Annotated in this window: 30 protein-coding genes and 1 riboswitch; of the genes, 20 read left to right on the top strand and 10 right to left on the bottom strand. The window is 65.0% G+C overall.

Annotated elements, in window-relative coordinates:
• The first annotated feature begins 46 nt into the window (after positions 1–46).
• On the top strand, positions 47–733 hold the full coding sequence (locus tag ACQE2J_RS12835; protein WP_135538247.1) for an SDR family oxidoreductase: 687 nt from the start codon (positions 47–49) through the stop codon (positions 731–733).
• A gap of 5 nt (positions 734–738) precedes the next feature.
• Here the strand turns inward: ACQE2J_RS12835 and ACQE2J_RS12830 are convergent, their stop codons facing one another.
• On the bottom strand, positions 739–984 hold the full coding sequence (locus ACQE2J_RS12830; protein WP_135538249.1) for a hypothetical protein: 246 nt from the start codon (positions 982–984) through the stop codon (positions 739–741).
• A 120-nt stretch (positions 985–1,104) separates the two neighbouring features.
• Here ACQE2J_RS12830 and ACQE2J_RS12825 point away from each other — a divergent pair, with 120 nt between their 5' ends.
• A complete protein-coding gene (locus tag ACQE2J_RS12825) occupies positions 1,105–1,596 on the top strand; it encodes a winged helix-turn-helix transcriptional regulator (RefSeq protein ID WP_135538251.1) in 492 nt (163 codons plus the stop codon).
• A 12-nt stretch (positions 1,597–1,608) separates the two neighbouring features.
• On the opposite strand, the gene ACQE2J_RS12820 is transcribed toward ACQE2J_RS12825, so the two are convergent.
• A complete protein-coding gene (locus tag ACQE2J_RS12820) occupies positions 1,609–2,547 on the bottom strand; it encodes a sigma-70 family RNA polymerase sigma factor (RefSeq protein WP_426936445.1) in 939 nt (312 codons plus the stop codon).
• On the opposite strand from ACQE2J_RS12820, the gene ACQE2J_RS12815 reads away from it, so the two are divergent.
• The 3 genes from ACQE2J_RS12815 to ACQE2J_RS12805 all read left to right on the top strand — a co-directional run bounded on the left by ACQE2J_RS12815 (position 2,547) and on the right by ACQE2J_RS12805 (position 3,835).
• On the top strand, positions 2,547–2,936 hold the full coding sequence (locus tag ACQE2J_RS12815) for a DoxX family protein (protein ID WP_426936444.1): 390 nt from the start codon (positions 2,547–2,549) through the stop codon (positions 2,934–2,936). The two genes, ACQE2J_RS12820 and ACQE2J_RS12815, sit on opposite strands and share 1 nt — an antisense overlap.
• A gap of 103 nt (positions 2,937–3,039) precedes the next feature.
• Complete coding sequence (locus tag ACQE2J_RS12810) at positions 3,040–3,372, top strand: VOC family protein (RefSeq protein WP_135538255.1); 333 nt, start codon at positions 3,040–3,042, stop codon at positions 3,370–3,372.
• Positions 3,365–3,835, top strand: a complete 471-nt coding sequence (locus ACQE2J_RS12805; protein WP_426936443.1) for an SRPBCC domain-containing protein — start codon at positions 3,365–3,367, stop codon at positions 3,833–3,835. Before ACQE2J_RS12810 ends, ACQE2J_RS12805 begins: the two co-directional genes overlap by 8 nt.
• Here ACQE2J_RS12805 and ACQE2J_RS12800 read toward each other — a convergent pair.
• Positions 3,825–4,730: a carbohydrate kinase family protein gene (locus ACQE2J_RS12800; protein ID WP_426936442.1), complete on the bottom strand. Its 906-nt coding sequence runs from the start codon at positions 4,728–4,730 to the stop codon at positions 3,825–3,827. The two genes, ACQE2J_RS12805 and ACQE2J_RS12800, sit on opposite strands and share 11 nt — an antisense overlap.
• A 119-nt stretch (positions 4,731–4,849) precedes the next feature.
• Here ACQE2J_RS12800 and ACQE2J_RS12795 point away from each other — a divergent pair, with 119 nt between their 5' ends.
• Genes ACQE2J_RS12795 through ACQE2J_RS12775 form a run of 5 tightly spaced genes read left to right on the top strand, consistent with a single transcriptional unit; the run spans position 4,850 to position 9,578 of the window.
• Positions 4,850–5,308: a DUF2695 domain-containing protein gene (locus ACQE2J_RS12795; protein WP_426936441.1), complete on the top strand. Its 459-nt coding sequence runs from the start codon at positions 4,850–4,852 to the stop codon at positions 5,306–5,308.
• 26 nt (positions 5,309–5,334) lie between these two features.
• Positions 5,335–6,462, top strand: a complete 1,128-nt coding sequence (locus ACQE2J_RS12790) for a nucleoside hydrolase (protein ID WP_426936440.1) — start codon at positions 5,335–5,337, stop codon at positions 6,460–6,462.
• Entirely contained in the window at positions 6,459–7,334 is an 876-nt protein-coding gene (locus ACQE2J_RS12785) for a histidine kinase (protein ID WP_426936439.1), read from the top strand. Before ACQE2J_RS12790 ends, ACQE2J_RS12785 begins: the two co-directional genes overlap by 4 nt.
• Positions 7,331–8,170 carry an energy-coupling factor transporter transmembrane component T family protein gene (locus tag ACQE2J_RS12780; protein WP_426936438.1) on the top strand — a complete coding sequence of 280 codons (840 nt, stop codon included), beginning with the start codon at positions 7,331–7,333 and terminating at the stop codon, positions 8,168–8,170. Before ACQE2J_RS12785 ends, ACQE2J_RS12780 begins: the two co-directional genes overlap by 4 nt.
• Before the next feature lie 16 nt (positions 8,171–8,186).
• Positions 8,187–9,578 carry an ATP-binding cassette domain-containing protein gene (locus ACQE2J_RS12775; RefSeq protein ID WP_426936437.1) on the top strand — a complete coding sequence of 464 codons (1,392 nt, stop codon included), beginning with the start codon at positions 8,187–8,189 and terminating at the stop codon, positions 9,576–9,578.
• 120 nt (positions 9,579–9,698) lie between these two features.
• Here ACQE2J_RS12775 and ACQE2J_RS12770 read toward each other — a convergent pair whose 3' ends face one another.
• Positions 9,699–9,986: a YrhK family protein gene (locus ACQE2J_RS12770; RefSeq protein WP_426936436.1), complete on the bottom strand. Its 288-nt coding sequence runs from the start codon at positions 9,984–9,986 to the stop codon at positions 9,699–9,701.
• A 141-nt stretch (positions 9,987–10,127) separates the two neighbouring features.
• Here ACQE2J_RS12770 and ACQE2J_RS12765 point away from each other — a divergent pair, with 141 nt between their 5' ends.
• From ACQE2J_RS12765 to ACQE2J_RS12750, 4 genes are all read left to right on the top strand, one after another.
• Positions 10,128–10,769, top strand: a complete 642-nt coding sequence (locus tag ACQE2J_RS12765; protein ID WP_426936435.1) for a hypothetical protein — start codon at positions 10,128–10,130, stop codon at positions 10,767–10,769.
• A gap of 153 nt (positions 10,770–10,922) precedes the next feature.
• A complete protein-coding gene (locus ACQE2J_RS12760; protein WP_426936434.1) occupies positions 10,923–11,384 on the top strand; it encodes a VOC family protein in 462 nt (153 codons plus the stop codon).
• An 81-nt stretch (positions 11,385–11,465) separates the two neighbouring features.
• Positions 11,466–12,146: a PepSY domain-containing protein gene (locus ACQE2J_RS12755; RefSeq protein ID WP_426936433.1), complete on the top strand. Its 681-nt coding sequence runs from the start codon at positions 11,466–11,468 to the stop codon at positions 12,144–12,146.
• Positions 12,139–12,768, top strand: coding sequence for a thymidine kinase (locus ACQE2J_RS12750; RefSeq protein ID WP_426936432.1), 630 nt, complete (start codon positions 12,139–12,141; stop codon positions 12,766–12,768). Before ACQE2J_RS12755 ends, ACQE2J_RS12750 begins: the two co-directional genes overlap by 8 nt.
• Here the strand turns inward: ACQE2J_RS12750 and ACQE2J_RS12745 are convergent.
• A complete protein-coding gene (locus tag ACQE2J_RS12745) occupies positions 12,765–13,409 on the bottom strand; it encodes a mismatch-specific DNA-glycosylase (protein ID WP_426936431.1) in 645 nt (214 codons plus the stop codon). The genes ACQE2J_RS12750 and ACQE2J_RS12745 overlap by 4 nt on opposite strands.
• Positions 13,410–13,432: 23 nt before the next feature.
• Between ACQE2J_RS12745 and ACQE2J_RS12740 the strand changes: the two genes are divergently transcribed.
• Positions 13,433–13,948, top strand: coding sequence for an SRPBCC family protein (locus tag ACQE2J_RS12740; protein ID WP_426936430.1), 516 nt, complete (start codon positions 13,433–13,435; stop codon positions 13,946–13,948).
• A gap of 10 nt (positions 13,949–13,958) precedes the next feature.
• Here the strand turns inward: ACQE2J_RS12740 and ACQE2J_RS12735 are convergent, their stop codons facing one another.
• The 4 genes from ACQE2J_RS12735 to thiO all read right to left on the bottom strand — a co-directional run bounded on the left by ACQE2J_RS12735 (position 13,959) and on the right by thiO (position 17,368).
• Entirely contained in the window at positions 13,959–15,188 is a 1,230-nt protein-coding gene (locus ACQE2J_RS12735; RefSeq protein WP_426936429.1) for a ThiF family adenylyltransferase, read from the bottom strand.
• Entirely contained in the window at positions 15,185–15,952 is a 768-nt protein-coding gene (locus tag ACQE2J_RS12730; RefSeq protein WP_426936428.1) for a thiazole synthase, read from the bottom strand. Before ACQE2J_RS12730 ends, ACQE2J_RS12735 begins: the two co-directional genes overlap by 4 nt.
• A gap of 1 nt (position 15,953) precedes the next feature.
• Positions 15,954–16,211 (bottom strand): sulfur carrier protein ThiS, encoded by a 258-nt coding sequence (thiS, locus tag ACQE2J_RS12725; RefSeq protein WP_426936427.1) that lies wholly within the window; start codon positions 16,209–16,211, stop codon positions 15,954–15,956.
• A complete protein-coding gene (gene thiO / locus ACQE2J_RS12720; protein ID WP_426936426.1) occupies positions 16,208–17,368 on the bottom strand; it encodes a glycine oxidase ThiO in 1,161 nt (386 codons plus the stop codon). Before thiO ends, thiS begins: the two co-directional genes overlap by 4 nt.
• Positions 17,358–17,461: riboswitch (TPP riboswitch) on the bottom strand. Its footprint overlaps the gene before it by 11 nt.
• Before the next feature lie 11 nt (positions 17,462–17,472).
• On the opposite strand from thiO, the gene thiE reads away from it, so the two are divergent.
• Together thiE and ACQE2J_RS12710 are read left to right on the top strand one after the other, a co-directional pair.
• The gene (thiE, locus tag ACQE2J_RS12715) at positions 17,473–18,156 is read left to right on the top strand and encodes a thiamine phosphate synthase (protein ID WP_426936425.1); all 684 of its coding nucleotides are present in this window, start codon (positions 17,473–17,475) and stop codon (positions 18,154–18,156) included.
• On the top strand, positions 18,153–19,118 hold the full coding sequence (locus ACQE2J_RS12710) for a ketopantoate reductase family protein (protein ID WP_426936424.1): 966 nt from the start codon (positions 18,153–18,155) through the stop codon (positions 19,116–19,118). The genes thiE and ACQE2J_RS12710 overlap by 4 nt, the downstream gene beginning before the upstream one ends.
• Here ACQE2J_RS12710 and ACQE2J_RS12705 read toward each other — a convergent pair.
• Entirely contained in the window at positions 19,072–20,295 is a 1,224-nt protein-coding gene (locus ACQE2J_RS12705) for a DedA family protein (protein WP_426936423.1), read from the bottom strand. The genes ACQE2J_RS12710 and ACQE2J_RS12705 overlap by 47 nt on opposite strands.
• A gap of 152 nt (positions 20,296–20,447) precedes the next feature.
• On the opposite strand from ACQE2J_RS12705, the gene ACQE2J_RS12700 reads away from it, so the two are divergent.
• The 3 genes from ACQE2J_RS12700 to ACQE2J_RS12690 all read left to right on the top strand — a co-directional run bounded on the left by ACQE2J_RS12700 (position 20,448) and on the right by ACQE2J_RS12690 (position 23,756).
• Entirely contained in the window at positions 20,448–21,635 is a 1,188-nt protein-coding gene (locus ACQE2J_RS12700; protein WP_426936422.1) for a sensor histidine kinase, read from the top strand.
• A gap of 8 nt (positions 21,636–21,643) precedes the next feature.
• Positions 21,644–22,318 (top strand): response regulator transcription factor, encoded by a 675-nt coding sequence (locus ACQE2J_RS12695; RefSeq protein ID WP_426936421.1) that lies wholly within the window; start codon positions 21,644–21,646, stop codon positions 22,316–22,318.
• 184 nt (positions 22,319–22,502) lie between these two features.
• A complete protein-coding gene (locus tag ACQE2J_RS12690) occupies positions 22,503–23,756 on the top strand; it encodes an alpha-hydroxy acid oxidase (protein ID WP_426936420.1) in 1,254 nt (417 codons plus the stop codon).
• Position 23,757: the final 1 nt, after the last annotated feature.

Here is a 23,757-nt window from a genome sequence, read left to right as displayed (position 1 = left end):
ACATCGCTGTACCCAGCACCAAGCATCACCGACAACGGAGGTAGATATGTCTGATTCAGCTCGTGTCGTCATTCTCGGCGGCCATGGAAAGATCGCGCTCCTGGCAGCACCCAAACTCACGGCTGCGGGCTTCGCCGTTGACTCAGTGATCCGCAATCCTGACCAGTCCTCCGACGTCGAAGCCGCAGAGGCCAACCCGGTCGTGCTCGACATCGAAACCGCCGACACCCAGGCGCTCGCCGACGTCTTCGCCGGAGCCCAAGCGGTCGTGTTCTCCGCCGGTGCCGGCGGCGGCAACCCTGACCGGACGAAGGCCGTTGACCTCGACGCTGCCAAGCGCTCTGTCGATGCCGCCGAACAGGCCGGCGTCAAGCGCTTCGTCATGGTCTCCTACGCCAGCGCGAGTGTCGACTCCGACCGCGTCGATCCGGACAGCTCCTTCTACCCCTACGTGCAGGCCAAGAGTGGTGCCGATGAGCATCTGCGAGCCAGCTCGCTCGACTATACGATCCTCGGTCCCGGCGGGCTCACCCTCGAACCTTCCAGCGGCGAAGTCCTCATCGCCGACGCCGCTGGTGACCTCGACGGGCAGAAGCCGGCAGACGATGTGCGCGTGACCTCCCGCGAACTCGTCGCTGACGTCATGACCCACGTCATCGCCGAAACGGTGGCCGTGCGTGAGACCGTGAACTTCTACGACGGGCAGACCCCCATCGCCGAGGCGATCAGCTGACCTGATCATCCACACGGACACAGCCCCGTGCGATGGCCTGTCGTCTCCGATCGGAGACGACAGGCCATCGGTGTATTCAGTGCAGGTATGTCGAAGCTGCCGTCGAGGCCTTCCCAGAGCCAGATCCCGCGGCCGTCGAAGTAGGAGAACAGCGCCTGCGCTTGACCGATCGGCTGGTCGAAGGTGACGAACTCGCCGGCAGCGAAGCCGTCGAGGGAGACGAAGAGGTTGTTGACACACGCTTTGGCCATGAGCACCCCGATGTGATGGTTCGGCTGATGTCTGCAGTCGGATGGATAGCGTCGGTTCCCGGGAAGTGGACCCAGTGTAAGATTAAGTAGTTTCAGAATGCAATCACTGGAGGTGGATCGATGCCTGCACAGCCGCGCTCAGGATGTGCGATCAACGCCGCCGTCGAAGTCCTCGGCGACAACTGGTCGCTCATCGTCCTGCGCGACATCATCTTTGGCAATCGCCGGCACTTCCGCGAGCTGCTCACCCACAACAATGAGGGCATAGCCTCGAACATGCTCGCCAGTCGTCTGAAGAAGCTCATCGACGAAGGGCTGCTGACAAAGGCGGAAGCCGCACGCGGGCAGCGAGCCGAATACTCCCTCACCGAGGCTGGAATCCAGACTCTGCCGGTCATGGTCGCTCTCGGGAGCTGGGGGATGACCCACCGTGAGACCTCCCGGGAATTGACGATCCGCTCCCGCCTCATGGCAGAAGATCCGCAGCTCGTGGACGGCCTCATGGATGAACTCCGAGAGACCCACCTCGGAGTGCCCCGCCCGAACCCTGGTGCTCCGCGTTCCTCTCAGCGACTGCAGGCCGCCTACGAGGCGGAGATCGCCGGAAGTTGAATCAGATGGGGGCTATTGTCTCGGCAGTCTCAGCCGCTCCAGCTGCTTCCTTGAGGTGATCGAGACGATGCCGACCATTCTGCCGTCTGCCACGGTGCATGCCATGAATCCCAAGCGGCGGCCGCTCGGCGTCAAAACGAGGAGACCTGGCTCGCCGTTGACGTTGACCTTTCGAATTTCGATCCTGTCCGGATCGCCTCGCCGAATCGCTGTGAGCACCTCGTTCGCACCCATCTGGACCATGTGACCGCGGGCGGTGGTGCGGTGCCAAGTCAGACTCGGGTCGAGGATGTGCAACAGGGCGTCGAAGTCACTGTTCCGTGCGGCAGTGAGGAAGGCGTCGACGACAGCACGACGCTGCGCGAGCTCTCCTGAGGGGCTTGGTGCGTCCTTGACCTTGCGCCGCGCCCGACTGGCGGCCATCTTCGCCGCCGCCTCCGAGGAACCGATGACGGCGGCGATCTCAGCAAAGGGCACTGAGAACATGTCATGCAGAACGAAGGCGAATCGCTCTTCCGAGCGCAGTGAGTCGAGCACGATGAGCATGGCCGGTCCCAACAGATCCGACAGTGTCGCACTCTGCTCAGGAGTCAGCTCATCCTCGTTGACGATGGCTTCATCGACCCAGGCGTCAAGCGACGATTCTCCCCGGGCGGTACGGCGGCGGAGCATATCGAGACAGATTCGTCCGACGACACGGGTCAGCCACCCGCCGAGATTGTCGACGGACTCCGAACTGTGTCTCTCCCAGCGGAGCCACGCCTCCTGAACGGCATCCTCGGCGTCCGAGTGGGATCCGAGCACTCGTGTGGCCAGCGCGGTGAGGCGAGGGCGATGAGCTTCGAACTCTGAGATCGAAGGTGACTCCGCGATGGCTGTTACCTTTCCGGGCGGCGGTGCGTCATCGGAGTGAGAGCCCGACCGGGCTCTTTCGGCAAAGGAGAATTGCAATGATGGATATCGTACTATGGGTCGTCGCCGCCGCGATGGCATTGGCTTTCGGCATCGGCGGAGCCTCGCAGATCGTCCTGCCAAAGGAGAGATACCGTGCGCTGGCTCGCAGCCAGCACTGGGTGGATGATTTCGGCCCTGGGCATATCAAAGCCATCGGAACCATCAAGCTCCTCGGCGTGCTCGGGCTGATCGTACCGCCACTCGTCGGGATCTTCCCGGTCCTCTCACCGATCGCGGCGTGTGGACTCATGCTGGTGATGACAGGGGCGGCGACGACACGATTTCGTCGCAGCGAATGGGGCCTCATGGCAGGGGACACCGCATACCTGCTGGTGTTTGCGTTCCTCGCGTGGGGTCGATTTGCCCTGGCCCCGTTCGGCGGCTGAGTTGAACATCGCTCTTGTCCCCGGGGCCGATGTGTGCTTCTATGGAACAAGTGATTGCAAACTGCAAGCACCTATACTCCAGGCTGATCCCGAAGGAGCGATCATGTTCACAGGACTCATGGCCAATATCGTTGTCACCGGCGAGAAAGAAGCGACCGAATGGTACTCTCGACTCTTCGAAAGGCAGCCGGATGACAAGCCGATGGCGGGGCTGGCCCAATGGTGCTTCGACGAGAAGTTCGGCGTCCAGATCTGGGAGGACCCGCAGCGAGCCGGAGGCTCCAATGTGGTCATCGACGTGGACGACCTCGACACGATGGCCGAGCATCTGCGAGCGGCCGGAATCGACCACGACGAGCCGAGCCGCGGTGGCGGACAGCGCATCCTCCCGGTCAGCGACCCGGATGGAAATCAGGTGGTGTTCTTCGGTGAGTGAGGCAGCATCCGATCAGGGCGCACCTGTGACCGCGACGATCAGCCTCAGCGCCGATGTCGATCATCCGATCGCAGCGGTGTGGAACGCCTTCGCCGACACCCGTCAGCGCGTGCAGTGGGGCGTCCCCGAGGGAGAGGAGATGGTCTGCGACGTCGACGAATTCCGCCCCGGCGGATCGATCAGCGCCCGCTGCGGGTCGCCAGGAGCACTGGAGTTCGAATCCACTGGGCAGTACTGCGCTCTCGCACCGGAACGCTTCCTCGTGACCACCGAGACTCTCACCAGAGACGGTGAGATCCTCTCGACCGCCATCATCACCTGGTCCTTCACCGCCACCACGACAGGCACCCGTGTGGACCTCGTCGACCAGGTAGTGTCCTTCGTCGGCCAGGGAATGATCGACGGACACCGCAGCGGACATCAGATCTGCCTGCGACAGCTCGGGGAATTCCTCAGCTCTTGAGATCCGCGGCCCAGGGGAGATCGGCGCCGGTGCGACCGACTGTGATCCCTGCCAGAACCGTCGCCCTGTCGCCCAAAGTCGTCAGATCCGCAGCGTCGAGGCCGGAGACGGCTGTCGTCGAATCCTGCAGATCGTGGATGAGGGAGACCATGAACGTGTCACCGGCACCGATCGTATCCGCGACTTCGACCCGAGCCGAAGCCACAGTCACCCGCGCCGAGGCGGTTGCCAGGGTCGCACCGTCCCCGCCGCGAGTCATCACCACGAGGTCCGGCCCAAGTCCGAGCAGGTGGTCGATCTGAGCCGCCTCAGTGAGATCGGGGTAGAGCCAATCGGCATCGACATCGCTGAGCTTGAGGACATCGACCCGCCGAGAGAGAGCCTCGAACCGCGGCAGAACCTCCTCGCGGGGGCCGATGATCGACGGCCGAATATTCGGGTCGAAGGTGACGATGGCGTCAGATCCCTGCGATTCTGACCGCTCCGCGACAGCGTCGAGCAGCCGATCGATCACCGCAGAACCCGGTTCGAGGAACGCCGCGATCGACCCGAAGTGCAGAACCGAACGGGCGCTGTCATCGAGCAGCGACGAATCCGGATCCCACCGCAGCCGGAACTCGTATTCGGCGGACCCGTCCTCGGCGAGACTGGCCAGCGCCGTGGATGTGGCACCGCGCGGCGAAGTGTGCACGGCGACCTGGGACTCCCGCAGGTGAGCGAGAAGGAATCCGCCGTGGAAGTCATCACCGACATCGGTGAGGAACCCGACATCGTCGCCGAGGCGGCCCAATCCGAGAGCGACATTGGCCGGGGCCCCACCCGGTGCATAGCGGTCTGGAGCGCCGGACGTGCTGACGATATCGATGAGGGCTTCACCGATGACGAGAATGCTCATGGGCACGATTCTAAAGTGAAAGCCTTTCGGCGGGCGCGACCTGCAGCATTAGGACGAAAATCGGGGGCATCAGCGAATCTCCTTCATTTCATGTCAGTGGCGGCTGGAAGTATGCGGTTATGGACAAGAACACCATTGACAACGACGTCAGAACGATCATCGACGAGGAAACCGCCCGCGTCTTCACCCCGCGGCCGGGAGAATGCCTGGCCTGCTATGTGTTCCGCCAACTCGGCGAATTCGGCTGCAACGGCACTCACCGATTCGCGGAAGGATTCCGTGACCGAACGGCTCCACGTGCCACCACGCTGCTCGCACGACTCAGCTCCATGGGCGCCTGCTGCTGTGACTGTGAGATGTTCTTCAACGCCTTCACCTTCGCCTCCAAACCGTGGATCACCAGCATGCCGTTCGGTGAGCTCATCGGCACTGCCTTCGGCAGTGAGGAAGCCGTCGACATGAGGGAGAGATTCGGAATCGACGAACCTGCCTCGACGACGCTCTACCTTTGCTGCCGGCTGGTGAGACGGGGATCCACCCAAGCCTGCGGAAACTGGGCCCGCATCCGACGGCGGTGACCGCAGGCATCCGGCAGAATAGGACCATGTCTTCCACTCTGCCGCTGTTCCTCGACTGCGATCCCGGGATCGACGATGCTATTGCGCTGGCCTACCTGTGCTGCCAAGACGACGTCGATGTCGTCGGGATCGCCGCCTCAGGGGGCAACGTCGCCACCGCACAGGTCGTCGAGAACACCCGCGGATGGCTCGAACTGGCCGGACGCAGCGACATCCCTGTCCATGCAGGGCACGAGCTGCCGCTGGCCCGGCAATCGGTCGGCACCGACGCCGAACCGGAATACGCCGACCTCACCCACGGGGCCACCGGTGCCGGATATGCCGAACTGCCTGCACCTGTCGGTCCTGCGAGTTCGTTGTCGGCGGCCGAGGCTTGGGTGGAGGCGGCACGCGCGAACCCCGGCGGGCTCATCGGCGTCGTGATCGGACCAGCGACGAACCTGGCGCTCGCCCTGGAGATCGCACCCGAATTGCCGCGTCTGCTCAAGCGGCTGTTCATCATGGGAGGAGCGTTCAACTACCGGGGCAACACCCATCCGACGACCGAATGGAACGTCACCTTCGATCCGGAGTCCACTGCCCGAGTGCTCGCAGCCTTCGGGGCCGCCGACACGAGCGGACCCCACGGACACCTCCCAGTCATCGCCCCGATCGAAGCCACCGAAGCCGTCGAAATGACTCCTGATCGGCTCGCTCGCATCAGCGAGTCAGCCGCGTCCGCCGGACAGTCGTGGCAAGAGCTGATGGCCCAGCTGTCCGAGGCGCTGCGATTCTATTTCGAATTCCACGAATCCGACGGACTCGGCTATCTCGCCCACATCCACGATCCCTTCGTTCTCGCCTGTGCGCTGACCTGGGCACGACAGGACACCGCTGCCTCGAACGGCCGGCAGGACGAGGACCCGAATGCCGACGGAGGCCCGGTGACAGCCTCGGTGCCGGTGCGGGGAACAGACGGTGTGCTGCCCTGGGCGACGACGCTGTGGGCACCTGTCGATGTCGAGCTCACGGGTACACTCACACGAGGCGAAACCGTCGCCGACTGGTTGGGCCGGTGGGGCAGACCCGTGAACGCAGAGATCATCCGCACCATCGACGCCCCCGCCTTCCTCGACCACCTCAGCACCACCCTGATGAAAGGACCACGCGCATGACCACCCGCTCCAGACAATCTGGGCAGGGGCCGACCGCCACGGTCGGTCCCGGACAAAACCGCAACCGCACACTTCCCCTCACCCTCACACTTCTCGGCACCCTCGTCATCATCGGCACCTACCTCGCCGTGCTCCTCACCCAACCGGCCAACCTCGGCGTCGACCTCGGCCACACCACCTTATGGGTCATGCTCGGTTATCTGGGCGGCGGCATCCTGCTTGCAGCCGGCACCCTCCCGCTCATTCCTCGCAGCGTTCTCGCGCTCATCCCGGTCGCCATCGCCCTCAATATCGTCATCGGGCAGATCATCGGCAACTACACGCCCGTCCCGCTCTACCTCGACTCCATCGGAACGGTGCTCATCGGCGTTCTGGCAGGTCCCGCCGCAGGAGCCTTCACCGGCATCATCTCGAATCTCATCTGGGGTGTGACCCTGAGCCCCAGCGTCATCGCCTTCAGCTCCGGGGCCGCCTTCATCGGCGCCGCCGCCGGCTGGGCCGCACGTCTCGGAGTCTTCCGCACACCATGGACCGCGATCATAGTCGGCGCCGTCGCAGGAGTTCCCGCCGGTGCCATCGGGGCACCAGTCGCCGCCTACGTCTTCGGCGGGGGTCTGGGAGCCGGCACCGGGGGAGTCGTCGCGATCCTCCAGGCCGCGGGCCTCGAGATGTTCAATGCCACCTTCGCCCAGAGCATGGTCTCCGACATCGTCGACAAAGCGCTCATCTTCGCCCTGGCCTACGTCGTCATCCGCTCGCTGCCGAAACGCATCATCGGTCGCTATGCATTCGCCGCCCACAGCCGACCTCGCTCGACGACACGTGGCTCCGGGTCCGTGCCACCGGTCGAGTCGGCACAGACGGCGGAATGAGCCCAGCCGCACCTGTCAGACACGCTTCCGCCGACCCTGCTGGGGCTCCTCGCCCGACGCGTCGTCTGCATCCGGCCACTGAGCTGGTGATCCTCGGCTGCAGCCTCATGCTCGTCTTCGGTATTCCCTCTCCGATCGTGCCGGTCATCATCCTTGCCGGCACGATCGTGACCGTGGCGGCATCTCCTGTCGTCCGACTGCGGTCATGGTCGATGACTGTGGGTTTCCTTTGTCTGCCGACTCTGGCCGTACTCATCGTCGTGCAGGGACTGTTCTATCCCGGCGCCGAGGTGCACGTACTCTGGCAGGCCGGACCTGCCCGCCTCAGTGTCGAAGGACTGACCATCGCCGTCCAGATCTGGCTGCGTGTGAGCAGCTTGATCGGGCTGTGTGCGCTGTTCGGACTCGGTGCTGACTCCGCCCGCCTCTTCGACGGGCTTCGCCGACTCCGTCTGCCGTCGACAGTCGCCTATGTGTGCGCCTCTGCCATCGGACTCATCCCGCTCATCGGCACACGCACTCGACACATCATCGAGGCGAGACGAGCCCGAGGCTGGGCCACCGACTCTTGGCGGGTGAGGATGCGACTCCTGCCGGGAATCGTCGTCGGACTCGTCACCGCGATCCTCCTGACCGTCGATCAGCGTCACGAAGTGCTTGAAGCCAGTGGGCTCGATTCGAGCCCGAGCACGGTTGCACTGCAGGACCACACGGACGGGACAGGGCAGAGAATCCTGCGGATCCTGACTCCGCTCGTGACTCTCGGACTCATCGCCGCCTCGGTGGCAGGAGCCCTGCCTCTGCCCGGTGCCGCACGACTGATCGGCGGGGTCTGAGATTTCCGCTGAGATCATGGACGCCGACTTCACCTATCACGGCGATGACGCTCCAACACTGTCCGGCATCAGTCTCGACATCACCGGCGGAACCATCACCGCGGTGCTCGGACCGATCGTATCGGGAACGTCGACTCTGTGCCGACTGCTGTCCGGCCAGCTCGCCTCACGCGGAACCATGACCGGCACCATCGACCTCGGCGGAACGGTCGCACTGCTCGGCGATGATCCGGAAGCGCAGCTGAGCGGAATGACCAGCCAGGTCGGTGACGAGACGCAGCTGGTATGCCGACTGCACGGATACGCCCCGTCTGAAGCCCGCGACCGAGCCCGAAGCACGGTCGAGCTGCTCGGGATCGCCGAACTGTGGGGTCGACGACTGGACACACTCTCCGGCGGTCAGAGACAGCTGGTCGCTTTGGCCCGGATCCTCGCGCCGCAGCTCGATCTGGTCGTCCTCGACCAACCCGCACAGTCCCTGGACTCGCAGATGCGGGCCCGTCTGGCGACAGTGCTCCAGGATTTCTGTGCCCGAGGTGGGGCGGTGTTCATCACCGGTCACCAGATCGACGAACTGACTCGGATCTGTGAACAGGTCAACCTCCTCGATGCAGGGCGACTGCAGTCGGCGACTCGGTCGACTCGATCCGGCGGCATCTGGAACAGCCGCACCGATGTCGCCACGGCCGTTCCCACAGAGGCCACCGATCCGGCAGATGCACTTCTCTCTGTTCGCGACCTTACGGTGGACCGGGGAAGCAGGCGCATCCTCGACGGCGTCGACTTCGATCTGCAGCCCGGCGAACTCACCACCGTCACGGGAGCCAACGGGGCCGGGAAGTCCACGCTGCTGCGGGCACTGCTCGGGCTTCTCGACCGGTCCGCGATGGTGACGGGCACGATCACGGTCAGCCGCCTCGACGAGATGACTCGGTTGGATGCGCTGCCTGCCCACGTACGCAGCGTCCACCTCGGGTGGGTGGGCCAGGATCCCGGACTTCAGCTCTCCGCGGCAACGGTGGCACGTGAACTGCTTCATGCAGCCCCATTTCCGCCGCATCGTCGGCGAGAGCGGGCGCGTGTGCTGGCCCGACGCAGATCCGACGTGAATGCCGTTCTCACCGCGACCGATCTCACGGAGGTCGCCGACGAACACCCCTTTGACCTCGACGTGCCCCGACGCAAAGACGTCGTCATCGCCTCCGCACTGATGACCGAAGCGAAAATCCTGCTGCTCGACGAACCGACGATCGGACGCGACCTGGCCGCGATGACTCGCCTGAACGCGATCATCGAGCGGTTCCTTCGCCGTGGAGGCGCCGTTCTGGCGACCACCCACGACCAGCGATGGGCGAACGAGTCGGCGCATCGCCGGCTGCGGCTGGGCAACGGGCTTATCCGATCATGATGCACTGGTGAGCACCTGCTCGTCAGCGGGATTCGGTAGATGCAGACCTGAGGGGAGCCCGCATGGAAGCAGCGGCCGTGGTTGCCCGGCTCGTGATGCGAATCGACTGGACGAACGGGTTCAGAAGTCGAATGAGTCATCGCCGGCAGCCGCGGGGCCGCGCAGCCTCTGCAGGTGCAGATGCCTGACGAGGCGGATGACCGGACGAATGAGCATCTCGACGCTGCCGATGACGAACAGCCACGTTCCCGAATAGGTCAGCGATTCAGAGAAGAACATGAAGCTGCCGACGAGGAACCACAGACCGATGAGCACATCATTGGCGATGCTGATGACCTGATAGCGCTGCCGGATGACGAGTTCTTCCCGTCCGATCCGCAGGTGAATGTCCCGATTGCTCTCGGTCAATGTCCTCTCCCCTCCCGCTGAACCATTCTCACTGCGAGCCTACTGCCACTGCTGAGGCGAGGACGCCGAGACGACGACGCCGAGGCGAGGACGCCGACCGTCGCTCAATCTCGTGTCAGTGGCTGCGCCTACCGTGAGGACATGGATCAGAACTCGCACTCATCCGATTCCCTCGGCACCGAGGCGCATGACCATCGCCCACTGATGCCATGGGACCAGGTGCTCGCCTTCATCCGGCGGTCCCCACAGCTGTCCGCCGTCAATGCGGCACTCATTGCCCAACGGCGACCGGAGGCCACAGCGGATATGCTCAGTCCCTTTCGCGCAGCCGGCGCGCCCACCTGGGACGGAGTGGACACAGTGCTCAGTACGCTGCGCAGGAAGAACCTGTTGCCGACGCATCTGCCGCAGACACGCAGCGCCTCCGTGATGCTCACCCGGCTCCTCACCGAACTCGCTCCCATCTTCACCGGACAGCGAGGGGCACGGCCCGACCTCGGAGTGGCAGAGGCAGAATCGGCGACCGAAGCCGCACAGGCGCGTTTCGAAACCGAATGCATCACTTGGCTCGTCGCCGGTCGGCTCGGGGTGAGGGCCGCCGCAACAGGGCTGCTCAAGGGCTATCTCAAACACGGAGAGCTCATTCCCGAGTTCTCCCGGGAACAGGTGCTGCAGACAGTCGACTCGATCGAAGATCTCTTCGGCGGAGCGCACGACTTCGGGACCATGATCCGAGAGGAGCTCCCGAGTCTGTTCGACCTGGGTGAGAGCCTGGCTGTCTGATCCCTGACAACCGGGTCACAGCCCTGGCGCTCATGCACCCGCCGGAGCAGAATGACCACCACGTCCATCTCACCACAGCGAAGAATATGCAAGACACTGCGGTCACGCTGGAACGCATCGATGGCAGAACCGGACCATAGGGAGCAACCGACAATGAGCCGAACAGTCCAAGTCACCGTCGACTGCCGTGATTCCGAAAGACTCGCTCGCTTCTGGGCCGAGGCGCTCGGCTACATCATTCCTGGCCCGCCGGGGGTGCGACTCGGTGACGGCGAGGACCCGATCACCGCTTGGAAGGAATTCATCGCCGCCCTCGGAATCGAATTGGGTCCCGAGAACATGCGTGCCGCCATCGACGATCCCGAAGAGGTCGGTCCCCGGGTCTTCTTCCAGACGGTGGCCGAGGCCAAGACGGTGAAGAACCGCTTGCACTTCGACGTCCGTGCCGCGCCCGGACTCGACGGCGATGCCCGGATGGACGCACTGGAAGCCGAATGTGCTCGGCTGACAGAGATCGGAGGCAGCCGGCTTCGTCGCATCGACCCGGATCCGCCTCTGGAACAGGGGTTCATCGTGATGGCGGACCCCGAAGGCAACGAATTCTGCCTCGACTGAGCACCGGCTTCAGACTCGGGCCAGATGAGATTGTTCTCAGAAACTCCTGGTCGGACGTATTTGCTTGTTAGCGTGGGAACCATGAAGACGAATCGCATGGCAATGAGCACAGTGGCAGGACTTGCGGCACTCACTCTCGGCCTGGCCGGGTGTGGGGGAAGTGATTCCGACAACGGAGCTGATGAGGCGCAGAATTCGTCTGCAGCAAGCGAATCGGCTCCTGCGGGCACTGCCGCGGACGACGATCAGAGCGAGGACACCGACGACGGCAAGGACGAGGCCAAGGACTCGACTCAGGATTCGTCCGGGAAGGGTCTGTCCGCCGACGCCGACCTGAGCAGTGAATCGCCGGCAACCAGTGCCGAAGACGCGATCAAGACGGCCGAAAAGGAAGTCGGGAACGGAATCGTTCACGGCATCGAGCTCGACTGGGATGACAAGGACCAGGCCTGGCAGTACGAAGTGTCCATCCTCGACGGAAACACCGATCATGACGTCGAGATCGACGCCGAGACCGGAAAGATCGTCAAACACGAACAGGACTCGACCGATGACAAGGAGGAGGCCATCGATCTCAATGATCCGATGACCTTCGACGAAGCTCTCAAGCTGGCCCAGGAGAAGGCCGAGGGAAAGCTCGTCGGCTGGAAGCTCGAATACGACGATGAGATGAAGGAATTCCAGTTCGACTTCGACCAGAACGGCGAAGAGACGGAAGTCACCGTCGACACCGACTCCAAGCGAGTCAGCGTCGATGACTGACTCCGGTCGGCTCGTGGTCATCGCCGGACCCATGTTCTCCGGAAAGTCCGAAGAGCTCATGCGCCGGGTCCGGCGAGCCACGATCGCGGGAGTCGATGTCCTCGTCGTGTCCCATTCCCTCGACACCCGTTCGGACATCTCCACGATCACCTCGCACACCGGGGTGAATATCCCTGCGGTGCCGCTCGGTGACGTCGCCTCCATCGCCGAGGCGGCCGGGCAGAAGGACTATGACCTCATCGCCATCGACGAGGCCCAGTTCTTCGGCCCGGACCTCGTCCCCGCAGTCGACGAACTCCTCGGACGGGGAATCGACGTCATCGTCGAAGGCCTTTGCGTGACTTTCGACGGGCAGCCGTTCGAACCGCTGCCCAGCTTCATGGCTGTGGCCGAGGACGTCCTCAGACTCACCGCAGTGTGCACCGTCTGCGGGAGAGACGCTGTGTTCCACCAACGCCTGGAGCTGACAGAGAGCCCACTCGGATCAGAAGCAGCGACGGCAGCTCCGGCTCCCGCGTCGACGCTCGCCGCGACCGCAATCGATGCGAGTCATATCGGTGGACTGGATACCTATGTCGCTCGCTGTCGGCAGCACTTCACAGGAGCCGGGCAACGGGCCTAATCGTCGATGCCGTCCCAGACCTCACGCCAGATCCGCGCGAGATCAGGTATCTGATAATGGGCGTTGAGTCCGCTCGGCTGCGGCACCACATACAGAGCCACATCGGCGGGCCACCCGTCGATCAGTGATGTATTCTGCCGACCGAGCTGGGCTTTCGGCAACCGGTAGCCGGTGCGGAATGCTGTGATCCCGGCGATCGCCACCGCACGCGGTCGAATGTCGGCAAGACGTTCGATGAGATGAGCCGCACCCTCATGCAGTTCCTGCCGGGAGAGTTCGTCGGCGCGAACGGTCGCCCGTCCGACGAGGTTGGTCAAGCCGATTCCACGGCTGAGCAGCTGCTGTTCATCGGCGGGTTCGAGCCCACACGAGGCATCGACCTGATGATCGGTGAGACCTGCCTGGTGCAAGGACGGCCAGAAGCGGTTTCCGGGACGTGCAAAAGGGGCATTGACCGCGGCCGTCCACAGCCCCGGATTGATGCCGACGATGAGCATCTTCAGCCCGGAGGAGCCGCACGGCAGGATATCGTCGATCGCATTCGGATCATCCGTAGCGAACGCCGCAAGGTCGTCCTTGGTCGGTTTTCGGCCGCCCAATGGGGAGGGCCGACGGTTGCTGACGAAGTTGTCCTCACTCACATCCTTCACAGTACCGTCGTACCATGAGCCACGAGCACGTGACCCCACGCACCGGAGAATCAGCGCCCTTCCACTTCGAGGACCGATGGATCGTCGACGTCGGCGCCCAGACCGCGTGGGCGGTGCTGGAACGGGTTGCAGAGTGGCCGCAGTGGTGGCCGGGCCTGACCGCGGCCGAAGAGGCAGGGCTTGCACGCACCGACGACTCGACCGACGGAACCGCTGTGATGCCCGGCAGTCGGGCCCATCTCCTGGTCCATGCCCCGATCGGGTGGTCCCTGCGATTCACCATCGAGGTCGACGAGGTCGATGCTCCCCGCCTCATCCGGTTCCGTTCGGATGGTGATCTGCGCGGCGAAGGCCTGTGGACCCTCACCGATGTCCAGGGCAGGACGGAAATAGATTCACTGTGGTGCGTAACGACGACCAGAACGATCGTCAGGGCGATGCGACCATTGTCCGGACTCATGCACGGTGCTGTGATGAGGGCCGGCGAACGGGGCCTCAGATCCCGCCTGACAGACCGGCCCATCATCTGAACTCACCGCCCTAGTCCGCCTGCGCTGACTGCAGCCGGTCGGCAGCCGACCACGCATCGATGCCGCCGGCGAGTGAGCGCAGACGGACTCCGTTCGGTGCCGAACCGGACAGAATCCCGACGGCCTCGGCGGACCGAGCACCGGACTTGCAGTGGAGGACGATATCGACCGGTGGCTCCGGAGAGACGGCACTGTCACTGAGCACCGTTGTCAGCGCCTCCCAACCGCCGTCTCGGATGCCGCCCAGAGGAAGATGCACAGAACCGTCGATAGCCGACAATTCGCGTTCCCAGTCCTCCCGCACATCGACGACGACCACCTCGGCGCGACCGGACCGGATTTCGTCGACGTCGATCTCGTCCGCCGAGGGGCCAGCCACCCCGCCACCGTCCGAATCCACGGCACAGGCGGCAGCCACCTCGGTGAGATCGGTGACCGTCGGACGATCGGGGTCGGGGGAGAACCGCAGTGTCGAATACTCCCCGGACAGCGCCTCATAGCGCAGCAGCCGACCGATGAACGGTGCACCGATTCCGCAGATGAGCTTGATCGCCTCGGTCGCCATCGCCGAACCCACTGTTCCGCACAGCACCCCGAGCACCCCTCCCTCCGCACAGTTGGGCACCGAATCAGGTTCCGGGATGTCCGGGAACAGGTCGCGCAGCATCGGCCCGTGACCCGGGACGAAGGTGCTCACCTGACCGGCGAATCGGAAGATCGTGCCCCACACCAGAGGAGTGCCGGTGAGCTCCGCAGCATCATTGGACAGGTACCTGGTCGCGAAATTGTCCGCACCGTCGAGGACGACATCGTGGGCAGCGAAGAGATCGAGCGCGTTCTCCGGGGTCAGCCGGCCCACGATCGGGTGGACCGTGAGCGTAGGATCCAGCCGTTCCAGCGCTGCTGCCGCAGATTCGGCCTTCGCTCGGCCCACATCGGCATCCCGGTGGATGATCTGGCGCTGCAGATTCGAGGCCTCCACCACGTCATCGTCGATGATTGTGATCGACCCGATTCCGGCGGCTGTCAGATAGCCCAGCACCGGAGATCCGAGCCCGCCTGCCCCGATGACCAGCACCGAGGCCGCACGCAGACGTCGTTGACCCTCGAGTCCGAATCCCGGCAGGCTCAGGTGTCGGGAGTAGCGCTCCAGCTCCTCCCGGGGCAGGGCCTCCACCGGGTCGACGAGTGGAGGCAACGACACCGCAGCCGCGGTCGAGATCTTGGACCCGGCACTCATCGTGCTGCCACCATTCCGTCGAACGGCGACGATGCCACTGCCAACGGCCGCTTCGGAATCCTTCCTGCCGCGCTCGCCAGGTGCCCGGCTTCCACAGCCAGAGCCATTGCCCGGGCCATAGCGTGAGCATCATGGGCGCGGGTGACGGCGGAGGCCAGGAGCACCGCGGTGCACCCGAGCTCCATCGCCAGAGCCGCATCCGAGGCGGTTCCGACGCCGGCGTCGAGGATGATCGGCACCTGTGCACGGGAGACGATGGTTTCGATGTTGTGTGGGTTGAGGATGCCCAGCCCGCTGCCGATGGGAGCGCCGGCCGGCATGACCACAGCCACCCCGGCATCCTCCAGACGTTTCGCCAGAGCCGGATCATCGTTCGTGTAGGCGAAGACCGTGAACCCGTCGAGGACGAGCTCCTCGGCGGCGGCGAAGAGTTCGACGGGATCCGGCAGCAGTGTGTCCTCGTCGGCGATGACCTCGAGTTTCACCCAGTTCGTCTCCAGCGCCTCCCGGGCCAATCGGGCAGTGAGCACGGCATCCCGGGCGGTATAGCAGCCGGCCGTATTCGGCAGGACCCGTATCCCCAAGCGCTGCAGCATGCTGAATACCGAGTCCCGGGACTCGGCGTCGAAACGGCGCATCGCCACAGTCGTCAGCTCAGTCCCCGAGGCCCGCAGTGCGTCTTCGAGGATGCTCAGAGAACTCGCCCCGCCCGTGCCCATCACGAGTCGAGCCGACATCTCCACGTCATCGATCGTCCAGGTCATCTCAGCCTCCCTGAACAGCGGTGACGATGTCGACGGTGTGTCCGTCGACCAGAGGGAAGCCGGACCAGGCTCCGCGACGAATGACTTCCCCGTCGACGGCCAGGGCCAGCCCTAAGCGTCCGCCGTCGGCAGGTGTCCCATCGGTGTTCAGTTCCCGTCCGGTGACGTGGGCGATGAGGTCGAGCGCCGAGGTGGCGCTCGACAGCTCATGATGTTCGCCGTTGAGGACGATGGTCGGTGAGTGTTCACGGTCGGTCATGAAATGCTCCTCGCTGCGAGATTGGTGGTGGTGTCTTCTGTGGTGAAGCGGAAAGGGGATACGGACTCGAGTGCCCCGTCGGGTGGCCAGTCAGACGAGGCGCCCAGGGCGAGTTCGGCACCGATCCTGCCGCCGAGCGGGCATAAGAGGATGCCATGTCGGAAATACCCCGTGCTCACGACACAGCCGGAATCGATGCGCCCGATCATCGGCAGGTCATCGGGGGACCCGGGCCGGGCGCGGGTGGTGATATCGGTGATCTCGGCATCCAGGATGCCCGGAACCAGTCGCTGCCCGTCATTGAGCAGTCGGTGGATGGCCCCGGCCGGGGTGCCGGAGAGTCCGTCTTCACGGGAGCTGGCACCGAGCACGATCTCTCCGTCGGGGCGAGGTACCAGGTAGACGGGGCGACCGTTGACCAATCCGCGGATGGTGCGAGTCAGCAGGGGAGTCACCTCGGCGGGGGCACGCAGTCGCAGGACATCGCCCCAGACCTTTCGGATCGGCAGTGCCGGCGCCCCCACGATCTCAGTGACGGCATCGCCGGCACAGATGATCACCTGATCGGCTTCGACGCGTCGGCCATCGGCCAGTCGGACACCCACGGTCGCATCGACATCCTTGAGCAGCTGGGTCACCCGCTGCCGAACGAGGGACACCTCGTCAGCCGTCAGGGCAGAGCGCAGAGCGGCGGAGACCCGACGGGGGTCGATCGACCGATCACCGGGAATGTGCACGGCCCCGGCCACGGAAGGCGCCAGCGACGGCTCGATTCGGCGAGCAGCACTTCCGGTGATCAGCTCGGTTGCGAAACCGGACTGCGACTGTGCCTCGCGCAGCTCCCGCAGCGCCTGCAGATCGGCCCGGTCACCGGCGCAGACCAGGGTCCCGGCATCTGTGAAGCCGAGATCGGCTCCGGCTGCGCTCGCCACCTCGGCGGCGAAACCCGGATACATCTCCGCCGAGGCCTGCATCAGCGGGTACAGGGGAGTCTGCCCCCACACCACCTCGGCGGCGGGAGCGAGCATCCCCGCGGCGGCATGGCTCGCTCCCCTGGCAGGGGCAGGGTCGATGATGGTGACTTCGGCACCGAGGCGGCGCAGATACCAAGCCGTGGACAGGCCGATGATCCCGGCACCGACGACGATGACTCTCACAGCTTCTCCCTCCGGCGGCATGATCCGCATCAGGTCTGACGGTCGGCTCTTACGCCCTCTCAGCCTCTTTGGGAGGCTCCCGCGAACTCCTCTACTCTATGACCATGACCACACAGATGCCACCGCGTACCGCAGCGCGGCAGACGAAGAGAGCCTGGCGGGAGGCCCGATTGGCCGAAGCGTCGCTCTACCTGTGCACCGACGCCAGGACCGCTCAAGGTGACCTCGCCGAGTTCCTCGACGCCGCCTATTCCGGGGGAGTCGACATCATCCAACTGAGGGACAAGAGCCTCGAAGCCCGCGCCGAGATCACAGCACTGGAGGTCCTCAGGGACGCCGCGGCACGGCACGGCAAGCTCTTCTCCGTCAATGACCGCGCCGATGTCGCACTGCTGACCGACGCCGATGTCTTCCACGTCGGACAGGGAGACCTCACCAGCGTCCAAGCCAGAGCCGTGCTCGGCCCCGACGTCATCCTCGGCCGCTCCACACATTCTCTCGACCAGGCGCTCGCCGCCGAGGCAGACCCGGAGACCGACTATTTCTGTGTCGGACCGGTATGGGAGACCCCGACGAAACCCGGCCGTGCCGCTGTGGGGACGGAGCTGCTGGAAGCCGTCACCGCTGAGGCGGCCACACCGTGGTTCGCGATCGGCGGGATCTCGGCCGGGGAGAGACTGGAAGCGGTCCGGCAGGCGGGCGCGAACCGTGCCGTCGTCGTCCGCGCGATAGCCTCGGCAGAGGACCCCGCTGCGGCCGCTCGGGGGCTCAAGGAGGAACTGAAATGACTGAATCAGCCGGCAGCGCAGCCTCGGGAACCGATGCCCGGCCCGACCTGTCGATCCTCATTGCCGGGGCAGGCGCCACCGGGGGAGCGTTCGGCACCTATCTGCACGAGGCCGGTCGCAGTGTCACCTTCCTGCTGAGGCGCGCGCGGGCAGAGGCGATCCGCTCGGAAGGGCTGCGCTTCGCTGCTCCGGACCATGACCGGACGAATCAGGTCCGTGTGGTCACCGCAGAGGAACTCAGCGCCGCACCGCAGACCTACGACCTCGTCATCGTCGCGGTCAAAGCGGGCGGCCTCGACTCGGTCATCGACGATATCGGACCGGCTGTGGGAGAGCAGACGACGATCGTCCCGTTCCTCAACGGCATGGCCCAGATCGAGAAGCTGCAGAACCGGTTCCCCGGTCAGGTGCTCGGCGGATTCGTCAAGATCGTCGGCACCATCAGAGACGGTGCCGTCGTCCAACTCACCGATCTGGCCGTGATGACCATCGGCGACCTTGACGGAGCAGACGTGCCGACCCGAATCGTCGAAGCACTCGATGTGCCAGGGTTCAGACTCCAGACCATCGACGGAATCATCGACGGACTGTGGGAGAAGTGGACTTTCATCGCCGCGGCGGGAGTCGTCACCTGCCTGTTCCGTGCTCCGGTCGGGGCGATCATGGATGCCGGAGGCAGACCGCATGTGCATGCCATCGTCGATGAACTCGAAGCTGTGGCCGACGCGGCCGGACACCCGGTGTCAGAGCAGTCCCACGCCATGACGCTGAAGATGCTCACCGAAGACGGATCGGCCTTCACCTCTTCCCTCTACCGGGACGTGACAGCAGGGCTTCCGAGCGAAGCGGAGCACATCCTCGGCGATCTGGCGCTCAGAGCAGACGAGCTGGGAGCAGCGACTCCGCTGCTGGACCTCACACTTGTGCAGCTGCGGGCAGGCGCAGCCCAGCAGCGGCCCTGACTTCTGCCATACCCGTTCGCAGCATCGCCAGATACGGCTCCTGCGGCTGGGCGTGTTCGGCATCGGCTGAACCATGGGCGGCGGTGAACGTGACCATGGGGACGCCGTCGGCATCGTCGAGGACGAGGAGGGTCTCGTATCCGCCCGGACCCACCGAATAGGAGCTGCCGGCGGGCAGATCGAAGACGAGGTGTTCCAACGGACTGTCGGGTTCGGGCCGGCGGTTCATCTCTTGGGCCGCCACATCGGCGAACTGCGCGGCGGTGATGAGGTAGGCCTTGGCCGGAGTCGGTCCGGGCACGGAATGATCGTAGAAGGCCATTCCGCCGCCCCAGACCTTCGACTCGCCGGCGAAGTAGATCGTGCCGGGCAGTTCGATCCCGGCCTCGGCTTGAGGCAGTGTCGCGTCTCTGGCACCCGGATAGGTCACCATCGCCCCGGGCGGTCGTCCGCCCTGCAGATAGCAGGCGAGCCGATCGCGGGCCATGTTCGAACCGTAGCTGACGTACCACACATGTGTTTGAGACATCTCTTCCATGATGCCACCTCGGGCCCCGAGACTGTCGAACCGGTTCCCGGTGCGTCCACGACGGTGCTGCCGCAGTCTGCGGACGAGTTCGGCTGCACCGGTGACGGCCACAGCGATGCCGATGCCGACGGCCACTCCGATCAGTGGGCGGTCCTCGAAGATCGAGCCGCCGATCAGTCCGATTCCCGTCGAGTAGAGTGCCCAGGCCAGAGAGCCGATGCCGTCCCAGAGGAGGAAGCTGCGGATGGGGAGTCCGAACAGGCCGGAGCCGATGGTCGCCACGCTGCGCCCGCCGGGAACGAATCGACCAGCGATGAGAGTGGTGCCGGCTCGGCGAGAGAAGGCTGTGCGGGTGGAATCGATGAGTTTCGCTGCCCGTGTCCACCGCTGCCACCTGCCGACACCAGAGTCGGCGAGTCGGCCGAGGAGGTGAGCGGCCAGATCACCGAGGAGAGCCCCGCCGGCGGCAGCGAGGACGAGACCCGCTGGATGAGGCAGCCCCGCAGCGGCGAACGTCGCGGCGGTGATGAGCAGGGTCTCGGACGGAACGATGGGCATCAGCGAGTCGAGCGCCGCGGCCACAGCGATGAGCAGATAGACCCACGGAGATGTGAGAGTGGCGGTGAGCAGCTCGAGTGTGAGTTCCATACTCAACCACGCTAAAGAGCAGATGATCCGAGCGGTACGCGGCCGGGCACACGGTCAGCGCGGGCGACCGGCAGCACTGCTGCGGAAAACCGGAACCCGAGACTGCGGTCGAACCTCTGTGAGTCGGCGTCCGGCGTTGCTACGATCGATCCATGCCTTGGCCGAGCGCGCTGTCCACCCGTTTTCCTCCTGAAGCACGGATGTTCGCCGCGCGGTGGGCGCGTTCGGTCCTCGCTGTCGCGTGGGGCGGTCTGCTGTGTCTTCCGCTGCTCATCGCCTCCGTCTTCCCACCCTCCTCACGTGTGGCCAAGAGGGTGAGAGGGTGGGAACTCGCCCGTCATTCTCGCGGATTCGGACTCGTCCTCGCCGCCGCACCGGACCACCGCCGGTTCCTGCTCGGCAACGGCCTCGTTGCGGGAATCGCCATCATCCCCACCGCGAACCTCCTCGGCGGATTCCTCGTCGTGACTCTCGGTTCGCTCTTCCAGGGGTTCTTCATCGGGGGAGCCGTCAACATCGGCTTCGACATGTGGTCGATCTCCCAACCCACACTCTTCGTCGGTGTCCTCTACGGGGCGGCGAACCTCATCGGAGCCGTTGCCCTGGCCGAAGCGGCGAGCTGGGCGCACGGTCGCATCGATGCGCGCTTCGCCGAGGTGGACCGCCCTTTCGCCGTCTACACCCGCATCAGTGAGCTGGTGACGACCCGCCGCGGAGTCGTCCTCGCCATCGATGAGGAGCGACGACGGATCGAACGCGACCTGCATGATGGCGTGCAGCAGAACGTCGTCTCCCTGTCCGTGCTCATCGCCCGCGCCCAGCGAGCCTCTGATCCGGTGAAGTCCAAAGCCCTCCTCGACGATGCGCTGGTTCAGTCCCAGGACCTCATCGACGAGATGCGGGAAGTCGCATGGCGGGTCTACCCCACAGCACTGGACGATCATGGGCTTCGGCCCGTGCTCGAGAGGATCGCCGGTCGCAGCCCCGTACCGTTGACTCTCCTGACCGTGCAGGAGGGTAGACTTCCGCCGGCAGTGGAATCCGCCGCCTACTTCGTCGTCCGTGAGGCCGTGACGAACGTCGTCAAACACGCGGAGGCGGCAGCGATCACGGTCGGCATCGTCGCCGAGGCCCAGACACTGACCGTGACCATCTCCGATGACGGTCTCGGTGGCGCCGATCCGGGTGGGGGCGGACTCCAAGGGTTGGCCCGACGGGTCGGTGCGCTCGACGGGAGTCTCGATGTCGACTCCCCTGACGGCGCAGGCACCACAGTGAGCGCACGGATTCCGCTCGGGACGGAAGCACAGATCGGCAGTACGAAGAGTCAGACGAGGTAGAGGTGACCATGACAGAGATGCAGGCGGAGAATCGGATGCGAGTCGTCCTCGCCGATGACGCGGTGCTGCTGCGCGAAGGTGTGCGCAGTCTGCTCGAAGACGAGGGGATCAGCGTCGTCGCGTCCGTCGGCGACGCGGGCGAGCTGCTGCGGGCGGTGAACGAGCTGCGACCGACCCTTGCGATCGTCGACGTGCGGATGCCGCCGACTCACACCACCGAGGGGCTTGAGGCGGCGTTGGCGATCAAACGCCGATTTCCGGACATCGGTGTGCTCGTGCTCAGCCAATATGTGCTGCGCGAGTATGCGACGGAGCTGCTGAGCACCGAATCTGTGGGCGTCGGCTACCTGCTGAAGAACCGGGTGACCGACATCGATCGGTTCCTCGAGTCGGTCCAGCGGATAGCCGAGGGCGGAACGGTCATCGATCCCGACGTCGTGCGGCAGCTGCTGACCACCTCGGAGAGGCAGAACACGCTGTCGACCCTGACCCCGCGGGAGAGCGAAGTGCTCGAAGCGATGGCCGAGGGACTGTCGAATCGGGGCATCGGCGAACGACTCTTCGTCTCGGTCAGCTCCGTCGAGAAGTCCATCAGTGCGATCTTCGACAAACTCGGCCTCCTCGCGGGGGAGACGACGAGTCGACGCGTCGCAGCAGTGCTCGCCTACCTCAACCAGGAGTGAGCACCCCGGCCGCGGTGCTTTGACGACTCGCGCAGGGCGATTCGGGGCGGACAGGCGTTCGGCTGACGGTCGCCTGAGCAAGTGCGGCGCTCGCCTCCTTAGACTGGCACTCTGCGGACCGCGAACGACCCGCCATGGAACCTCCGGACTGCGGATGCCAGCCGGAGCCTGACCCAGGAGAGAGATGAAACGTCGACTGCCCGATCTCAAAGAACTCGCTCCCTTGCTGCAGTTCGACCTGCCCCGCCTCGACCGGGTCGCAGCCAGGTTGGAGTCGGCCGCAGACATCTGGGACCTCCGGCGCGTCGCCAAGCGTGTGACGCCGACGGCTCCGTTCGACTACGTCGACGGTGCCGCCCTCGATGAGAGGACCCTGCAGAAGAACCGCGACGCACTGGGCCGCATCGAGCTTCTTCCTCGAATCCTCCACGGAGTCGACGCCCCCGACACGTCGACGACGATCGCCGGAGCCCGGGCCCGACTGCCCTTCGGCATCGCCCCGACCGGATACACCCGCATGATGCACTCCGAGGGCGAGATCGCCGGAGTGCGTGCGGCGACGAAGGCCGGAATCCCGTTCTCGCTGTCGACGATGGGCACGACCTCGGTCGAGGACGTCGCCCAGGCGGCTCCGGATTCCACCCGGTGGTTCCAGCTTTACCTGTGGAAGGACCGGCAGCGCAGCCTCGATCTGATCCAGCGCGCCGCCGCCAGCGGATACGAGACTCTGCTCGTCACCGTCGACACCCCGATCACCGGCCAGCGTCTGCGCGACCACCGCAACGGCCTGACGATTCCGCCGCGACTGAACCTGGGCACCATCCTCGACGCCTCCTATCGTCCCGGCTGGTGGTTCAACTTCCTCACCACCGAACCGCCGAAGTACGCGTCGCTGTCGAACACCTCCCAATCCCTGACTGAGATGACTCGCACGATGTTCGACCCGACCCTCGACCTCGATGACCTGCGGTGGATCCGCGAACAATGGAAGGGACAGCTGTTCGTCAAGGGCATCCTCACCGCCGACGACGCCAGGCGCGCCAGATCTGTCGGGGCCGATGGACTCGTCGTCTCCAACCACGGCGGCCGTCAGCTCGATCGGGCCCCGGACTCGCTGACTTCTCTGGCCGAAGTCCGTGCCGAGGTCGGACCGGAGATGGAACTCATCTTCGACTCCGGGATCATGTCAGGCACCGATGTCGTCGCCGCAGTGTGCGCCGGTGCCGACTTCGTGCTCATCGGGCGGGCCTACCTGTACGGGCTCATGGCCGGCGGTCAGCGAGGCGTCGAGAGGGCGATCGCCCTGATCCGGCAGGAGATCCTCACCGCCATGGGACTCATGGGCGCCCGCAATATCTCAGACCTCGGTCCCGAACTCGCCCGCGGACTGCCGAGCGCACCGACCCCGAGCCGTGAGAACCCGGCCGAGTCTGTATGAG

Origin of the sequence: Brevibacterium sp. LE-L (assembly GCF_050214925.1) — a bacterium.
Classification (GTDB): domain Bacteria; phylum Actinomycetota; class Actinomycetes; order Actinomycetales; family Brevibacteriaceae; genus Brevibacterium.
Note: the sequence above shows the minus strand (reverse complement) of the source record. Positions and strands in the feature narration are given on the sequence as shown.

Coding starts and splice junctions, on each gene's coding strand:
- ACQE2J_RS12835 (WP_135538247.1), top strand. CDS start 47: ATGTCTGATTCAGCTCGTGTCGTCATTCTCGGCGGCCATGGAAAGATC.
- ACQE2J_RS12830 (WP_135538249.1), bottom strand. CDS start 984: ATGGCCAAAGCGTGTGTCAACAACCTCTTCGTCTCCCTCGACGGCTTC.
- ACQE2J_RS12825 (WP_135538251.1), top strand. CDS start 1,105: ATGCCTGCACAGCCGCGCTCAGGATGTGCGATCAACGCCGCCGTCGAA.
- ACQE2J_RS12815 (WP_426936444.1), top strand. CDS start 2,547: ATGATGGATATCGTACTATGGGTCGTCGCCGCCGCGATGGCATTGGCT.
- ACQE2J_RS12810 (WP_135538255.1), top strand. CDS start 3,040: ATGTTCACAGGACTCATGGCCAATATCGTTGTCACCGGCGAGAAAGAA.
- ACQE2J_RS12800 (WP_426936442.1), bottom strand. CDS start 4,730: ATGAGCATTCTCGTCATCGGTGAAGCCCTCATCGATATCGTCAGCACG.
- ACQE2J_RS12795 (WP_426936441.1), top strand. CDS start 4,850: ATGGACAAGAACACCATTGACAACGACGTCAGAACGATCATCGACGAG.
- ACQE2J_RS12790 (WP_426936440.1), top strand. CDS start 5,335: ATGTCTTCCACTCTGCCGCTGTTCCTCGACTGCGATCCCGGGATCGAC.
- ACQE2J_RS12785 (WP_426936439.1), top strand. CDS start 6,459: ATGACCACCCGCTCCAGACAATCTGGGCAGGGGCCGACCGCCACGGTC.
- ACQE2J_RS12780 (WP_426936438.1), top strand. CDS start 7,331: ATGAGCCCAGCCGCACCTGTCAGACACGCTTCCGCCGACCCTGCTGGG.
- ACQE2J_RS12775 (WP_426936437.1), top strand. CDS start 8,187: ATGGACGCCGACTTCACCTATCACGGCGATGACGCTCCAACACTGTCC.
- ACQE2J_RS12765 (WP_426936435.1), top strand. CDS start 10,128: ATGGATCAGAACTCGCACTCATCCGATTCCCTCGGCACCGAGGCGCAT.
- ACQE2J_RS12760 (WP_426936434.1), top strand. CDS start 10,923: ATGAGCCGAACAGTCCAAGTCACCGTCGACTGCCGTGATTCCGAAAGA.
- ACQE2J_RS12755 (WP_426936433.1), top strand. CDS start 11,466: ATGAAGACGAATCGCATGGCAATGAGCACAGTGGCAGGACTTGCGGCA.
- ACQE2J_RS12750 (WP_426936432.1), top strand. CDS start 12,139: ATGACTGACTCCGGTCGGCTCGTGGTCATCGCCGGACCCATGTTCTCC.
- ACQE2J_RS12740 (WP_426936430.1), top strand. CDS start 13,433: ATGAGCCACGAGCACGTGACCCCACGCACCGGAGAATCAGCGCCCTTC.
- ACQE2J_RS12735 (WP_426936429.1), bottom strand. CDS start 15,188: ATGAGTGCCGGGTCCAAGATCTCGACCGCGGCTGCGGTGTCGTTGCCT.
- ACQE2J_RS12730 (WP_426936428.1), bottom strand. CDS start 15,952: ATGACCTGGACGATCGATGACGTGGAGATGTCGGCTCGACTCGTGATG.
- thiS (WP_426936427.1), bottom strand. CDS start 16,211: ATGACCGACCGTGAACACTCACCGACCATCGTCCTCAACGGCGAACAT.
- thiE (WP_426936425.1), top strand. CDS start 17,473: ATGACCACACAGATGCCACCGCGTACCGCAGCGCGGCAGACGAAGAGA.
- ACQE2J_RS12710 (WP_426936424.1), top strand. CDS start 18,153: ATGACTGAATCAGCCGGCAGCGCAGCCTCGGGAACCGATGCCCGGCCC.
- ACQE2J_RS12705 (WP_426936423.1), bottom strand. CDS start 20,295: ATGGAACTCACACTCGAGCTGCTCACCGCCACTCTCACATCTCCGTGG.
- ACQE2J_RS12700 (WP_426936422.1), top strand. CDS start 20,448: ATGCCTTGGCCGAGCGCGCTGTCCACCCGTTTTCCTCCTGAAGCACGG.
- ACQE2J_RS12695 (WP_426936421.1), top strand. CDS start 21,644: ATGACAGAGATGCAGGCGGAGAATCGGATGCGAGTCGTCCTCGCCGAT.
- ACQE2J_RS12690 (WP_426936420.1), top strand. CDS start 22,503: ATGAAACGTCGACTGCCCGATCTCAAAGAACTCGCTCCCTTGCTGCAG.